General features: G+C 64.3%; 16 protein-coding genes. 7 read left to right on the top strand and 9 right to left on the bottom strand.

Annotation, left to right across the window (positions count from 1 at the left end):
* Nucleotides 1-70: 70 nt before the first annotated feature.
* Both ABYB95_RS07960 and ABYB95_RS07955 read right to left on the bottom strand, forming a co-directional pair.
* On the bottom strand, nucleotides 71-568 hold the full coding sequence (locus ABYB95_RS07960) for a GNAT family N-acetyltransferase (protein ID WP_372657941.1): 498 nt from the start codon (nucleotides 566-568) through the stop codon (nucleotides 71-73).
* 98 nt (nucleotides 569-666) lie between these two features.
* Nucleotides 667-1,335, bottom strand: a complete 669-nt coding sequence (locus ABYB95_RS07955) for a cytochrome b/b6 domain-containing protein (protein ID WP_372657940.1) — start codon at nucleotides 1,333-1,335, stop codon at nucleotides 667-669.
* A 173-nt stretch (nucleotides 1,336-1,508) separates the two neighbouring features.
* On the opposite strand from ABYB95_RS07955, the gene ABYB95_RS07950 reads away from it, so the two are divergent.
* Complete coding sequence (locus ABYB95_RS07950) at nucleotides 1,509-1,961, top strand: cytochrome c (RefSeq protein WP_372657939.1); 453 nt, start codon at nucleotides 1,509-1,511, stop codon at nucleotides 1,959-1,961.
* An 85-nt stretch (nucleotides 1,962-2,046) separates the two neighbouring features.
* Here ABYB95_RS07950 and ABYB95_RS07945 read toward each other — a convergent pair whose 3' ends face one another.
* Nucleotides 2,047-2,568: a TlpA family protein disulfide reductase gene (locus ABYB95_RS07945; protein WP_372657938.1), complete on the bottom strand. Its 522-nt coding sequence runs from the start codon at nucleotides 2,566-2,568 to the stop codon at nucleotides 2,047-2,049.
* A gap of 109 nt (nucleotides 2,569-2,677) precedes the next feature.
* Between ABYB95_RS07945 and ABYB95_RS07940 the strand changes: the two genes are divergently transcribed.
* Nucleotides 2,678-3,382 carry a DUF4197 domain-containing protein gene (locus ABYB95_RS07940; RefSeq protein ID WP_372657937.1) on the top strand — a complete coding sequence of 235 codons (705 nt, stop codon included), beginning with the start codon at nucleotides 2,678-2,680 and terminating at the stop codon, nucleotides 3,380-3,382.
* A 48-nt stretch (nucleotides 3,383-3,430) separates the two neighbouring features.
* On the opposite strand, the gene ABYB95_RS07935 is transcribed toward ABYB95_RS07940, so the two are convergent.
* Nucleotides 3,431-3,871, bottom strand: a complete 441-nt coding sequence (locus ABYB95_RS07935) for a hypothetical protein (protein WP_372657936.1) — start codon at nucleotides 3,869-3,871, stop codon at nucleotides 3,431-3,433.
* Nucleotides 3,872-3,898: 27 nt separating this feature from the next.
* Nucleotides 3,899-5,164: a CaiB/BaiF CoA transferase family protein gene (locus ABYB95_RS07930; RefSeq protein WP_372657935.1), complete on the bottom strand. Its 1,266-nt coding sequence runs from the start codon at nucleotides 5,162-5,164 to the stop codon at nucleotides 3,899-3,901.
* 98 nt (nucleotides 5,165-5,262) lie between these two features.
* On the opposite strand from ABYB95_RS07930, the gene ABYB95_RS07925 reads away from it, so the two are divergent.
* The 5 genes from ABYB95_RS07925 to ABYB95_RS07905 all read left to right on the top strand — a co-directional run bounded on the left by ABYB95_RS07925 (nucleotide 5,263) and on the right by ABYB95_RS07905 (nucleotide 8,947).
* On the top strand, nucleotides 5,263-5,799 hold the full coding sequence (locus tag ABYB95_RS07925) for a hypothetical protein (protein ID WP_372657934.1): 537 nt from the start codon (nucleotides 5,263-5,265) through the stop codon (nucleotides 5,797-5,799).
* Nucleotides 5,800-5,941: 142 nt separating this feature from the next.
* The gene (locus tag ABYB95_RS07920; protein WP_372657933.1) at nucleotides 5,942-6,388 is read left to right on the top strand and encodes a PTS sugar transporter subunit IIA; all 447 of its coding nucleotides are present in this window, start codon (nucleotides 5,942-5,944) and stop codon (nucleotides 6,386-6,388) included.
* Entirely contained in the window at nucleotides 6,357-6,626 is a 270-nt protein-coding gene (locus tag ABYB95_RS07915; RefSeq protein ID WP_372657932.1) for an HPr family phosphocarrier protein, read from the top strand. Before ABYB95_RS07920 ends, ABYB95_RS07915 begins: the two co-directional genes overlap by 32 nt.
* Nucleotides 6,627-6,710: 84 nt before the next feature.
* On the top strand, nucleotides 6,711-8,495 hold the full coding sequence (gene ptsP, locus ABYB95_RS07910; RefSeq protein ID WP_372657931.1) for a phosphoenolpyruvate--protein phosphotransferase: 1,785 nt from the start codon (nucleotides 6,711-6,713) through the stop codon (nucleotides 8,493-8,495).
* Between the two features lie 35 nt (nucleotides 8,496-8,530).
* On the top strand, nucleotides 8,531-8,947 hold the full coding sequence (locus ABYB95_RS07905) for a VOC family protein (RefSeq protein ID WP_372657930.1): 417 nt from the start codon (nucleotides 8,531-8,533) through the stop codon (nucleotides 8,945-8,947).
* Nucleotides 8,948-8,954: 7 nt separating this feature from the next.
* Here the strand turns inward: ABYB95_RS07905 and ABYB95_RS07900 are convergent, their stop codons facing one another.
* The 4 genes from ABYB95_RS07900 to lipB all read right to left on the bottom strand — a co-directional run.
* A complete protein-coding gene (locus ABYB95_RS07900; RefSeq protein WP_372657929.1) occupies nucleotides 8,955-9,863 on the bottom strand; it encodes a DMT family transporter in 909 nt (302 codons plus the stop codon).
* Between the two features lie 69 nt (nucleotides 9,864-9,932).
* Nucleotides 9,933-10,619 carry a helix-turn-helix domain-containing protein gene (locus tag ABYB95_RS07895; RefSeq protein WP_372657928.1) on the bottom strand — a complete coding sequence of 229 codons (687 nt, stop codon included), beginning with the start codon at nucleotides 10,617-10,619 and terminating at the stop codon, nucleotides 9,933-9,935.
* Nucleotides 10,620-10,623: 4 nt separating this feature from the next.
* Nucleotides 10,624-11,664 carry a lipoyl synthase gene (lipA, locus tag ABYB95_RS07890; RefSeq protein ID WP_372657927.1) on the bottom strand — a complete coding sequence of 347 codons (1,041 nt, stop codon included), beginning with the start codon at nucleotides 11,662-11,664 and terminating at the stop codon, nucleotides 10,624-10,626.
* Nucleotides 11,665-11,729: 65 nt separating this feature from the next.
* Nucleotides 11,730-12,331: lipoyl(octanoyl) transferase LipB (lipB, locus tag ABYB95_RS07885; protein WP_372657926.1), on the bottom strand; the 602-nt coding region annotated here is incomplete at its 5' end.

The raw sequence follows: 12,331 nt of genomic DNA, 5'->3' as shown, positions 1-12,331 counted from the left end.
GCAAAAAGACGGTGAAAAATGGACCGCTGCGGGCGATTTGCAGCCGACGCCTCTTCTGCCGCGCAGGCTCCTAGAGGTCGGCTTTCAGGTAGTGAGCCCCCGGCAAGGGGTTGTGGTAGTACGGCTCCACCTCGTAGAACCCCGCTTCCTGGTACAGCGCACGGGCGGCTTCCATATCGCTCAAGGTATCGAGCAGCATCGAGGTGTAGCCAGCTTGTCGGCCGGCCAGCAGAATGTGTTCGACCAACTGCCGCCCAAGACCAAAGCTGCGGAAGGCGCGCCGGACAAACAGGCGCTTCATTTCACATGCATTGAGGTGGTCGGAGCCGTGCAGGGCGCGTAGCGCACAGCAACCCGCAGGCGCCCCATCGACGAAGGCCAGCAACAGGGTGCCCTGGGGTTCTTCGTACTCACCGGGCAGGCCTTGAAGCTCGGCTTCAAAGTTCTGGAAGCACAGGTCGATTCCCAGGGATGCTTGGTAATCGAGCAGCAGTTCGCGGGTGATTTGCAGATCTTCAGGGAAGCGCGCCGGCCGCAAAACGGTGTCGGCGGGTTCTAACTCGGGCATGTGGTCGGGTGTGCGTCTTCCGGGGTCGACGTCAGAATGCGGGTGGCATCACTATACGACAGCATTTGAATTCGGACGCAGGGAGGCGTCCTGAGCGGTCAAGCCTGGGATCCGAGGCTCACCACCTGGTACACCACGGCGGCGCACACGAGCAGCACGACCAACGCCAGCAGCCGGGAGCGGGCGTCGTCGCGGGCCGGGCGCGCCGCAGCTGCCAGGGTCTTGTCGCCATGCCACATGGAGGCAACCAGCGCGCGCTTCTTGAACAGCTTGTAGTAAGCGATGGCGAGCAGATGCAAGGCGATCAAGACGATCAGGATGGCTTTGCCCAGGTTCTTGTGGTACCAGGTGGCCAGGCCGACCGTATCGCCCGAAACCAGGTGGGTGAGTGGCCCAAAGAAGGCAATTTCGTCGTCGCTGAAAAGACCGCTGCCCGCCTGCGCCAGCAGCAGCAAAAGCAAGGCCGCCACCGACAAGGCGCCCAGCGGGCTGTGGCCGACCTGGTGTTCCGGGCGAGCGCGCCCACGGAGGTAGTCGAGCAAAGTGCGGGGGCTGGGTAAAAACGAGCCAAAGCGCGACCAGTGCCCACCCAGGAAACCCCAAACCAGCCGAAAGAGCAGCAAAGTGAGCACCGCATAGCCCGTCCGGAAGTGCCAGTTCATCCAATTGCCGCCCAAATTGCCGGTCACGACCTGCGCCACGACGGCGGTGACGAGGGCCCAGTGGAACAATCGGGTGGGTAGGTCCCAGACGCGTACGGTGTGCATGGTGCTGTGGTGGGTGTCGTGAAAAGTGCCTTGGATGCGAGTGTAGCCAGCCAGAAAGGGGATTGGCGTCGCTTTGTGTTGCTTGGTTGCATGGAACTTTGGAATCATCGGCTAATCTGCTGGGTGTGGTTTTTCGACTGCACCAACCCCTACCCGTTACAACAGGAGTTTTCATGAACGTCCTTGCTACTCTCTCGCTGGCTACCGCAATTGCAACCTTGTCTGTGCCGGCGCTGGCGCAGTTCCAGAAGCCAGAAGACGCTGTGAAGTACCGCAAAGGTGCCATGACCGTCATGGGTGCGCACTTTGGGCGCATCGGGGCCATGGCCAACGGTCGCGTGCCCTTTGACGCCAAAGCGGTGGCCGACAACGCAGCGCTTGTGGAGACCATGAGCAAACTGCCTTGGCCCGCCTTTGCAGCGGGTACGGACAAGGGCGAGACCCGCGCCCTGCCGGAAATCTGGACCGAGCAGGCCCAGTTCAAAGAGTCGGCGGACAAGTTCCAAGCGGAGGTCGCCAAGTTGGCGGCAGCGGCCAAGACCGGGAATTTGGACAGTGTGAAGACCGCGTTCGGTGCGGTGGGGCAGACGTGCAAGTCGTGCCACGACAACTACCGCAAGGAGTGAGCGGCGCTTGTAGCAACCCGTTGATTGAAAAAAGCCTGCAGATACGCAGGCTTTTTTTTGAAGCGGAGGCGCAAGCCCGGGCTGCTCAGCTCTGGGCCAGCAGTTTTTCGATCAGCTCGTGCAGGGCGGGAAAATCGGGTTCACCCACAAAACGTTTGACGATGCGGCCTTCGCGGTCGAGCAAAAAGGTGGTCGGGGTGAGCTTCACATCGCCCCAGGCTTGTGCGATGTCGCCGGTGTTGTCCAGTGCCACTTTAAAAGGCAATTGCCGGGTTTGCGCGAAGTTGAGCACCCACGATGGCGGGTCGTAACTCATGGCAACGGCCACGGTTTCGAAGTCCCGGTCCTTGAATTTGTTGTAGGTTGCCACAATCGACGGCATTTCTTTGACGCACGACACGCAGGTCGTGGCCCAGAAGTTGACCAAGGTGACTTTGCCTTTAAGGTCGGATGTGGTGGTCTTGGCGCCGTCGAGCAGCACAAAGGTGGACAGTGGCGCTTCTTCGCGGGCGGTGCACCCGCCCAGTGCCAACAGCCCGGCGGTGCCGATGGCTGCCAGCAGCGTCAGAATGCCGCGCCGTGTGGCGGGCTGGGTGGTCGGTGTCATTGTCATTTGTTCGGCACGGGCATACATTGTTCAAGACCAAGCCCGCGTTTGGGGCGTTCGGTGGCGCGGTCACTGAAATTTGGATACACAACAACTCAAGGAGTTCACCATGCAACGTCGCCAGTTTAACCAGTCCGTCGCCAGCGCGACCGCACTGTTGATTTTCGCCGCCCAGCAACAGGCCTGGGCGCTCTCGCTGGGCGATCTGACCGAAGGCGATGCCAGTTCGGGTTTGAAGGCTGCTTTGCAGCAAGGCGCCTTGGCGGCCGTGGGCTTGCTGGGCCGGCCGGACGGCTTTCTGGGCAACCCCAAGGTCAAGATCCCGCTGCCCGGCTATCTGGAGGACGCCGCCAAGCTGCTGAAGTTCACCGGTCAGGGCAAGCGCATCGACGAACTCGTGACCAGCATGAACCGCGCCGCCGAGACCGCTGTGCCCATGGGGCGCGACCTGCTGGTAGGGGCGGTGAAAAGCATGTCGGTGAGCGATGCCAAGAACATCCTCAGCGGTGGCGACAACTCGGTCACCACCTTTTTCGCGGAAAAAACCCGCAGCCCGTTGGGTGAAAAATTCTTGCCGGTGGTGACAAAGGCGACCGCCAAGGTGGGCTTGGCCGACAAATACAACCGGGTGGCCGGCAAGGCGGCCAACCTGGGCCTGATCGGCAAGGACGAAGCCAATATCCAGGGCTATGTGACCGGCAAGACGCTGGACGGGCTCTACACCATCATTGGCGAAGAAGAGCGCAAGATCCGCCAAGACCCGGTGGGTACCGGCAGCGCCATCATCCGCAAGGTATTTGGTGCGCTGAAGTAGAACAACAACGCCGAAAGGCGTTCAGCAGGTGCAGGTACTCACTTGCACTCACCTGAGTTTCTGGCGCGCTTCTTCGAGTCGGTTGTCCAGGTAGGCGCCAAAAAAGTCGGGCACCGCCACGCCCACCAGCCGCTCGGCGAGTTCGCGCCCATCGGGTCCAAAAAACAGCACCGTGGGCGCGAAGCGCGCTTTCCAGCGTTCCACCATGTCTGCCGGATTGCTGATCTCGCCCGCAAAGCCCTGCAAAGTGCTGCTGCGGTCACGGATGTCGAGTTGAACTGCGTGCACCGTGCCGGCGCGGCGCAAGGGCGCCAGGTAGTTGTTGCGCACGATTTCACAGAACGGACAACCCGCCAGGGTGGTCATCACCACCAGGGGTTCGCCGCGGCTGGCCGCGGTTTGTGCCACCGCCCGCAAGGAGCTCGGACTGGGCAAGGCCGCCGGGGCGCTTCGGACAGGAGCAACGGTGTCCGGGTTGGTGGTGGTCATGGCAGTCGATTGAATATAAGCAATTGCTTAAACAATACCGCGCTGCCGCAGTTCCGACAAGCGTTCGGGTGAATATTTCAGGGTTTCGCGCAGGATTTCTTCGGTGTGCTGACCCAGTAGTGGCGGCGGCAGATCGGTTCGCACCGGTGTGGCGCTGAGCTTGATCGGGCTCGCCACGAGCTGCATGTTGTCGGCCAGCGGGTGCTCCCAGCTCTGCACCATGCCGCGCGCAAGCACATGTTCGTCGGCAAACACTTCGGCCAGGTTGTTGATCGGACCACCCGGCACCTTGGCGCTTTCCAGCGTCGCCAGCCAGTCGCTCTTGTTGCGCGTCTTCATGATGGCTTCGAGCTGGGGTACCAGTTCGGCACGGTGGCGCACGCGGTTCTGGTTCTGTGCAAAACGCGGGTCGGCGGCCAATTCGGGGCAGCCCGCCACTTGGCAGAATTTGACGAACTGGCTGTCGTTGCCCACGGCCAGAATGATGTATTGGAGCTGACCCTGGGCGTCGGGTGCCACTTCAAACACCTGGTAGGGCACGATGTTGACGTGGGCGTTGCCGGCGCGGTGCGGTACTTTGCCGTCGTCGCGCCCGCGCACCAGGTAGTTGGCGCCGAGGTTGGCCAGCATCGCGACCTGCGTGTCCAGCAGGGCCATGTCCACGTGCTGTCCTTCACCGGTGCGTTCGGCGTGGCGCAGCGCGGCCAGAATGGCGGTGGTGGCGTACATGCCGGTGAACAGGTCGGCCACGGCCACGCCCACTTTTTGCGGCCCGCCGCCGGGCAGATCGTCGCGTTCGCCGGTCACGCTCATCAGGCCGCCCATGCCCTGGATCGCGTAGTCGTAACCGGCGCGCTCCTTGTAGGGGCCGGTCTGGCCAAAGCCGGTGATGGAGCAGTACACCAGCTTGGGATTCAGCTTTTGCAACGTGGCGAAGTCCAGCCCGTAGCGGGCCATGTCGCCGACCTTGTAGTTCTCGACAAAGATGTCGCAGTGCTGCACCAGCTCGCGGATCAAGTCCTGCCCTTCGGCCTGGGCGATGTCGCAGGTGATGGAGCGTTTGTTGCGGTTCGCGCCCAAGTAATAGGCGGCTTCTGCGGTGTCGGAGCCGTCGCGCGAACGCAGGAAGGGCGGTCCCCAGCCGCGGGTGTCGTCGCCACCGGGGTGGCGCGGCCCGGTCGGGCGCTCCACCTTGATCACGTCGGCGCCGAGATCGGCCAGGGTCTGGGTGCACCAGGGGCCCGCCAGCACGCGGGAGAGATCGAGAATACGGATACCATCCAAAGCGTTCATGGGCCGATTGTGCGCGATTCCAAGCCGCCGGCGATCACATCCGAAAGAAGGGGACCGGGTTGAGCGACTTACCTGGGGCAGGGGGCCAGCGCCCCGTTTTGCCCGCCCGAGCCGCTGCGGTGCTGGCGTGTCTGGCCGCCCTGTGCACACTGGGCGCTTGCAGCCCGACCTACAACTGGCGCGAATGGCGCCAGGACGGCGCGCTCTTGCAGGCGCTCATGCCCTGCAAACCGGAGCAGGCCGATCGCAGCGTGCCCATGGGCGGCACGCAGGTGGTCTTGCACATGCACAGTTGCGAAGCAGGGGCTGTGCGTTTTGCCTTGGCCTGGGCCGATCTGGATGACGCGGCACGCGCGCCGCAAGCCCTGGCGGCTTGGCAGCTGGCCAGCTTGCGCAGCATCCGCGCCGAGTCCACGGGTACCAAGTCCCTCTCGTCCGAACCCGCGCTGGCGGTGAAAGGCGCGGACGCGGTACTGGAGACCGATGCCCAGGGGGTGGACCACCAGGGGCAGGGTGTGCATACCCGGGCCTTGTATTTCGCGCGCGGCCACCAGATTTACCAGGTCGCCGTCTATGGGGCACGTCTTCCCGTTGACGCCGTGACCCCGTTTTTTGAAGGTTTGCGTCTGCCATGACGCCCTTGCACCCGTTACCCGCCGTGCACCTTTGGGCTGGCCCTGCGCGCGTGTTGGTTGCACGGCGCCCATGCGTGCATATCTGGCATTTTTGGGCGCCCATGGCTGGTTGCGGCGCAGTCCGGGGGACTAAACTCGCGCTATGAACGGTATTTTCATCATTGCGCATGCGCCGCTGGCTTCTGCCTTGCGCCAGTGTGTGCTGCACGTGTTCCCCGACTGCGGAGACGCGGTCCAGGCGCTCGACGTGATGCCCAATATGCCGCCCGAGGAAACCCTGGCCCAGGCGCGCATCCTCATGCGCCAGTCGGGCATGCCCCAGACCTTGGTGGTCACCGACATGTTCGGTGCCACCCCGTGCAACGTGGCACAAAAATTGATCGATGGCGTGCACTCCAAGCTGATCGCCGGCGTCAATCTGCCCATGTTGCTGCGCACCGTTTCCTACCGCCACGAATCGCTGGAGGCCTTGATTTCGCGCGCCATGATTGGCGCCACGCAAGGCGTCATCCAGGTGGCGGTCACCGCTCCCCAGAACCAGGCCAGAAGAGCCCGCAATGATCAAGAACTCCGTGACCATCAGCAATAAGCTGGGACTGCATGCACGCGCTTCGGCTAAGCTCACCAAAATCGCCGGCAGCAGCGCCTGCGAAGTGTGGATGACGCGCGACGATCGCCGCATCAACGCCAAAAGCATCATGGGCGTCATGATGCTGGCGGCGGGCCTGGGCAGCGTGGTGGAAATCGAAACCAGCGGTCCCGACGAGCAGGCCACGATGGATGCGCTGCTGGCGCTCATCCACGACAAATTTGGCGAGGGCGAATGAGCCAGAGCCCGAGTACACAGGCAGCCTTCACTTCCCTGGGGCGTAGCGCCTCACGCGCAGCGACAAACGTGGGAGACATATAACTTGAGCTTCACCGTCCACGGTCTCGCGGTCTCCCGCGGCATTGCCATCGGCCGGGCCATCATCGTGGCGTCGAGCCGGGTTGACGTGGCCCACTATTTTGTCAAGGCCGAGCAGACGGAGGATGAGATCGAGCGCTTGCGCCAGGCGCGCAATGCCGTGGTCGAGGAAATCCTGCGGGTACAGAACAGCTTGCACGAGGCGGGCCCCAACGATGCCCACCCCGAACTCACGGCGTTGCTGGACGTGCACCTGATGCTGTTGCAAGACGAGCAGCTGATCGGTGGCGTCAAGCACTGGATCGTGGAGCGCCACTACAACGCCGAATGGGCGCTCACCGCGCAATTGGAGGTGATCGCGCGCCAGTTCGACGAGATGGAAGACCCGTACCTGCGCGAGCGCAAGGCGGATCTAGAGCAAGTGGTCGAGCGCATGCTGCGCTTCATGCGCGGCGTGGCGTCGGCGGTGGCCGCACCGGTGCCCACGCCCCTGGTCGACGGCGCGAAGGGCTCGGAGGGCGTGGACCCCGATGCGGAGGCGGCAGTACCGCTGGTGCTGGTGGCACACGATCTCTCACCCGCCGACATGCTGCAGTTCAAGCAAAGTGTGTTTGCGGGCTTCGTCACCGACGTGGGTGGCAAGACCAGCCACACCGCCATCGTCGCGCGCAGCATGGACATTCCGGCCGTGGTGGGTGCGCGCTCGGCCAGCCACCTTGTGCAGCAGGACGACTGGGTGATCATCGACGGCGAAGCCGGTGTGGTGGTGGTCGACCCCTCGCCCATTCTGCTGGCCGAATACGGCTTCAAACAACGCCAGGGCGAGGTCGAGCGCGAGCGGCTCTCGCGCCTGAAGAACACGCCCGCCGTCACGCTGGACGGGCAGAAGATCGAACTGCTGGCCAATATCGAACAACCCGAAGACACCGCTGGCGCGCTCAAGGCCGGCGCGGTGGGCGTGGGCCTGTTCCGCTCCGAATTTTTGTTCATGGGGCGCGAAGGCAAGCTGCCCGACGAAGAAGAGCAGTACCGGGCCTACAGCCAGGCGGTGGAGGGCATGCAGGGCTTGCCGGTGACCATCCGCACGGTGGACGTGGGCGCCGACAAACCGTTGGACCGTTCTGCCGGGCGCTCCGGTGAAGAAGGTCTCAACCCTTCGTTGGGTCTGCGCGCCATTCGCTGGAGCCTGGCCGAGCCGGCCATGTTCCTGGTGCAGTTGCGTGCCATTCTGCGTGCCGCCGCGCATGGGCCGATCAACCTGCTGATTCCGATGCTGGCTCACGCCAGCGAAATCCGCCAGACGCTGGCTTTGGTGGAGCGTGCGCGCGAACAGCTGCTGGCCAGCGGTGCCGAATTCGGGCCGGTGCGCCTGGGCGCGATGATTGAGATACCGGCGGCAGCGCTCACCATTCCGCTGTTTTTGCGCCACTTCGACTTTTTGTCGGTGGGCACCAACGACTTGATCCAGTACACCTTGGCGATCGACCGGGCCGACGAGGCCGTGGCCCATTTGTACGATCCGGTGCACCCGGCCGTGCTGCACTTGCTGGCCAGCACCATCAGCCAGTGCCGCGCATTGGGCAAGGGCGTGAGCGTGTGTGGCGAGATGGCGGGTGACGTGGCCATGACCCGCTTGCTCATCGGTCTGGGGCTGCGCAGCTTCTCCATGCATCCGTCGCAGATTCTGGCGGTCAAGCAGCAAATCTTGCGCTGCGACACCAGCCGCCTGCAGACCTGGGCGCAAAGTGTGCTGATCGCCGAAGACCCTGCGGCTTTGATGGCGGATTGACCGCCGTCGCACCCAGCGCTAGCGCTTCGTCTTCCATGTTGTTGCGCATCCACCACGCTGCCATCATCTGCTCGGACTACGGGCGCTCCAAACGGTTCTACACCGAGGTACTGGGGCTGCGGGTGATCGCCGAGCATTACCGCGCCGAGCGCCGCTCGTACAAGCTGGACCTGGCCTTGCCCGATGGTTCACAAATCGAGCTGTTTTCTTTTCCGGACGCACCGCCCAGGCCTTCCTACCCTGAAGCGCAAGGTCTGCGGCATCTGGCGTTTGAGGTGCAAGACGTGGTGCTGGCCCAGCGCGAACTGGAGGCGCGGGGTGTGGTGCTGGAGCCGGTGCGCTTGGATACCTACACCGGTCGGCGCTTCGTGTTTTTCGCCGACCCCGATGGTTTGCCGCTGGAGCTGTACGAAGCCGCAGCCCCTTCGGTTGTTGCGAAAGACTGCGGCTGAGCTTGGGTCAGCGCTTGCGCGTGGCCAACACCGCTGCGCCCACGATCAGGGCCGCCGCCAGACCCACCGATGCGGTGGGCGTTTCACCGCGCACCCACAGCAGGACCAGGGTGGACAGCAAAGGCGTGAGAAAACTCAGCACACCGATCTGACGCGCGTCGCCACGCTTGAGGGCCGCGTCCCAGAGGAAGAACGCGCCGCCCAGCGGTCCCAGGCCCAGCAAAGCGATGAGCCCGAGATCGCGCACGGACAGCGACACGGCGGGCTCCAGCCACCAATGGCAGAGCAACGAGAGCAGTCCCGAGACCAAGCAGAAGCTGCCGATGGCGGCGGTGGGAAAGGCGGGCAGGCGCTTGGTGAGCAGCGAATAACTGGCCCAGATGAAGGCCGAAGCCAAAGCGGGGATGTAGCCCCAGGCCCAAAGCGGTGCACCGGAAATGCCACCGGCCCGCCCACCCAGTATGGCCAAGGCCGCGCCGGCAAATCCGAGCAAGGCGGCCACCACGTGGCGCGCGGTGAGCGACACGCCCGGCAGAAACAACGGTGCCATCACCACGATGCCCAACGGCCAGAGGTAGTTGACCAGATTGGCCTGTACCGGTGGTGCGTGGCGCAAGGCCAGGAACAACAGCAAGTGAAATCCGAACAAGCCGTAGACACCGACCGCGAGCGTGCGGGGCGGTACCCGCCACCGGCGCAGGTCAAAGCGCGAGAGCGGCAAAGCGATCAGGCCACCGACCAGGAGCGCGCAGCCGGTGAGAAAAAACGGCGGTATGTGCGACAGCTGCACGCCCAAGGCGGCCAGGCTCGCCCACAGCGCGATGGCGCCCAGGGCCAACAGGTTGGCGCTCGTGCTTGCGCCATGAGCTCCGGGGGTGCGGTGGGTGTTGGATGGATGGGGGTGGCTGGATCGCATGGACCCCAGCGTAGCGCGCCCATCGTCGCGCAACAGGGGTCGGTCGTCGCGCAACGACGGTCTTGCCTGCTACCGCTGGTTGAAACGTTCGCGTTTGAGCGCAGCGGTCAGCGCAGAGGGCGAACGGTAGCCGGTGCGTCGGGCCGTCTCTGCCACCGACAGACCTTGTTGTCGCAGTTTTTGCGCCTGCAGCAGCCGCAGTTGGCGCAACCATTGCAAGGCGCTCAGGCCCAGTTCTTCGCGGGCCCGTGCCGCCAACTGCGACGGGCTCAGGTGGACCTGGGCGGCGAGGTCGGCCACTTGCAGCGGTGCTTGCCATTGGCCTTGCGCCCAGTGGCCCAGCGCCAGCCAGTCGATGCGCCGCCGCTGGGTGGTGGATGTGGCCACTGGCGCCCAGACCTCGCGCAGCAGCGACGGTCCCCAGAGTTGGGCTAGCGGTGCATCGGTGGCAGCGGCCAGGTATTGGGCGAGCGCCTGAAGCGCCGCAGGGCGGGCCGGTTCTGTGCACACACCCGCCCAGGCGGGGTCCTGTGTGTCCAGTACCAGGCAGCGCGCCCCCTGGCGGGCTTCAAAGTCGTGCCGTTCGCCAGCCGCCACCAAGCAAGCCTGGCCCGGGGCGATGCGCTGGCCGCGGCCCGCCACCTCCAGGTCCAGCCAGCCGTCGAGGCCGATCAGAATCTGTGCGTGCGGGTGGGCATGGCTGCCGTGCGCGGCACCATAGCAGCGCACCGACAGCGACGGGGCGCCCTCGGTCATGGTTTCAGACGGGGTTGCTGGCCGTTGCAGCGGCCGTCGCGCTCATCGCCAAATGGGCTTGCTCGTCCGCGTGGTACGAGCTGCGCACCATGGCGCCCACGGCGGCGTGGGAAAAGCCCATCTCGTAGGCCTTGGCTTCGAACATCTTGAAGGTGTCGGGGTGCACATAGCGGCGCACCGGCAGGTGGTGACCGCTGGGGGCGAGGTACTGGCCCAGGGTGAGCATCTCGATGTTGTGCGCGCGCATGTCGCGCATCACGTCCAGAATCTCGTCGTCGGTCTCGCCCAGACCCACCATCAGGCCGCTCTTGGTCGGCACGTGCGGGAACAAGGCCTTGAATTTTTTCAGCAGGTTGAGGCTGAACTGGTAGTCCGAACCGGGGCGCGCTTCTTTGTACAGGCGCGGGATGGTTTCGAGGTTGTGGTTCATCACGTCGGGCGGCGCGGCTTTCAGAATCTCCAGCGCGCGGTCGTCGCGGCCGCGGAAGTCGGGCACCAGCACCTCGATCTGCGTGTGTGGCGAGAGCGCGCGGGTCTGGCGGATGCAGTCCACAAAATGACCGGCACCGCCGTCGCGCAGATCGTCGCGGTCCACGCTGGTGATGACCACGTATTTCAGCTTCAGCTGGGCGATGGTCTTGGCCAGGTTGAGCGGTTCGTCCACGTCCAACGGGTCGGGGCGGCCATGGCCCACGTCGCAGAACGGGCAGCGCCGGGTGCACTTGTCGCCCATGATCATGAAGGTGGCCGTGCCCTTGCCGAAACATTCACCGATGTTGGGGCAGCTCGCTTCTTCGCACACCGTCACCAGTTTGTTGCTGCGCAGAATGTCCTTGATCTCGTAGAAGCGCGTCGTCGGGGAGCCCGCTTTCACGCGGATCCATTCGGGCTTTTTCAGCACTTCGGCCGGCACGATCTTGATCGGGATGCGCGCGGTCTTGGCCTGGCTCTTTTGCTTTTGCGTGGCGTCGTAAGTGGCGGCGGGCTGCGCATCCCGCACCGTGAGGGCGGGGCTGGGTGCGTCGGGCGTGCTGGATGTGCTCATGTGGTGTCCGTTTTGTCGGAGGCTAAAGACAGGCCCGGCCCGAACGGGGAAACAGGGGTCTGGATTCAGGGGGCCAGCAGTGCGTTCAGCCGTTGGCCGAGCGCCGCTGCCGCTTCGTCCCATGAAACCGCTACCCCGATTGTAGAAAGGTCCACGGTTTTCAAACCAGAGTAGCCGCAGGGGTTGATGCGCTCGAAGGGTTGCAGGTCCATGGACACGTTCAGCGCCACACCGTGGTAGGTGCAGTGGCGGCTCACTTTGATGCCCAGTGCCGCGATCTTGCCCAGGCCTTCAAAGTCGGGTTCGGGCGTCTTGGCGCCGGGCTGCATCTTCTGCGGGCGCTGGGGCAGCAAGGCGTGGCTGGCGGGGTCGTCCAGGCGCACATAAATGCCTGGCGCACCTGCCACACGGTGGCCGGTCACTCCAAAATGCGCCAAGCTGCGGATCACCGCTTCTTCGATGCGGTAGACGTATTCCTTGACGAAATAGCCCGCGCGCTGCAAGTCGATCAGCGGGTACGCGACCACCTGCCCCGGGCCGTGGTACGTGACCTGACCGCCCCGGTTGGTCTGCACCACCGGAATATCGCCAGGCGCCAGCAGATGGTCTTCGCGGCCCGCCAGCCCCTGGGTGAACACGGGCGGGTGCTCGCAGACCCAGAGCTCGT

Source organism: Hydrogenophaga sp. (assembly GCF_041633695.1).
Taxonomy (GTDB): Bacteria; Pseudomonadota; Gammaproteobacteria; order Burkholderiales; family Burkholderiaceae_C; genus Hydrogenophaga.
Note: the sequence above shows the minus strand (reverse complement) of the source record. Positions and strands in the feature narration are given on the sequence as shown.

Excerpts from the sequence above, each read along its gene's own strand:
- ABYB95_RS07955 (WP_372657940.1), bottom strand. The coding sequence starts at position 1,335 with ATGCACACCGTACGCGTCTGGGACCTACCCACCCGATTGTTCCACTGG.
- ABYB95_RS07930 (WP_372657935.1), bottom strand. The coding sequence starts at position 5,164 with ATGAACGCTTTGGATGGTATCCGTATTCTCGATCTCTCCCGCGTGCTG.
- ABYB95_RS07950 (WP_372657939.1), top strand. The coding sequence starts at position 1,509 with ATGAACGTCCTTGCTACTCTCTCGCTGGCTACCGCAATTGCAACCTTG.
- lipA (WP_372657927.1), bottom strand. The coding sequence starts at position 11,664 with ATGAGCACATCCAGCACGCCCGACGCACCCAGCCCCGCCCTCACGGTG.
- ABYB95_RS07920 (WP_372657933.1), top strand. The coding sequence starts at position 5,942 with ATGAACGGTATTTTCATCATTGCGCATGCGCCGCTGGCTTCTGCCTTG.
- ABYB95_RS07960 (WP_372657941.1), bottom strand. The coding sequence starts at position 568 with ATGCCCGAGTTAGAACCCGCCGACACCGTTTTGCGGCCGGCGCGCTTC.
- ABYB95_RS07900 (WP_372657929.1), bottom strand. The coding sequence starts at position 9,863 with ATGCGATCCAGCCACCCCCATCCATCCAACACCCACCGCACCCCCGGA.
- ABYB95_RS07945 (WP_372657938.1), bottom strand. The coding sequence starts at position 2,568 with ATGACACCGACCACCCAGCCCGCCACACGGCGCGGCATTCTGACGCTG.
- ABYB95_RS07935 (WP_372657936.1), bottom strand. The coding sequence starts at position 3,871 with ATGACCACCACCAACCCGGACACCGTTGCTCCTGTCCGAAGCGCCCCG.
- ABYB95_RS07895 (WP_372657928.1), bottom strand. The coding sequence starts at position 10,619 with ATGACCGAGGGCGCCCCGTCGCTGTCGGTGCGCTGCTATGGTGCCGCG.
- ABYB95_RS07905 (WP_372657930.1), top strand. The coding sequence starts at position 8,531 with ATGTTGTTGCGCATCCACCACGCTGCCATCATCTGCTCGGACTACGGG.
- ABYB95_RS07940 (WP_372657937.1), top strand. The coding sequence starts at position 2,678 with ATGCAACGTCGCCAGTTTAACCAGTCCGTCGCCAGCGCGACCGCACTG.
- ABYB95_RS07915 (WP_372657932.1), top strand. The coding sequence starts at position 6,357 with ATGATCAAGAACTCCGTGACCATCAGCAATAAGCTGGGACTGCATGCA.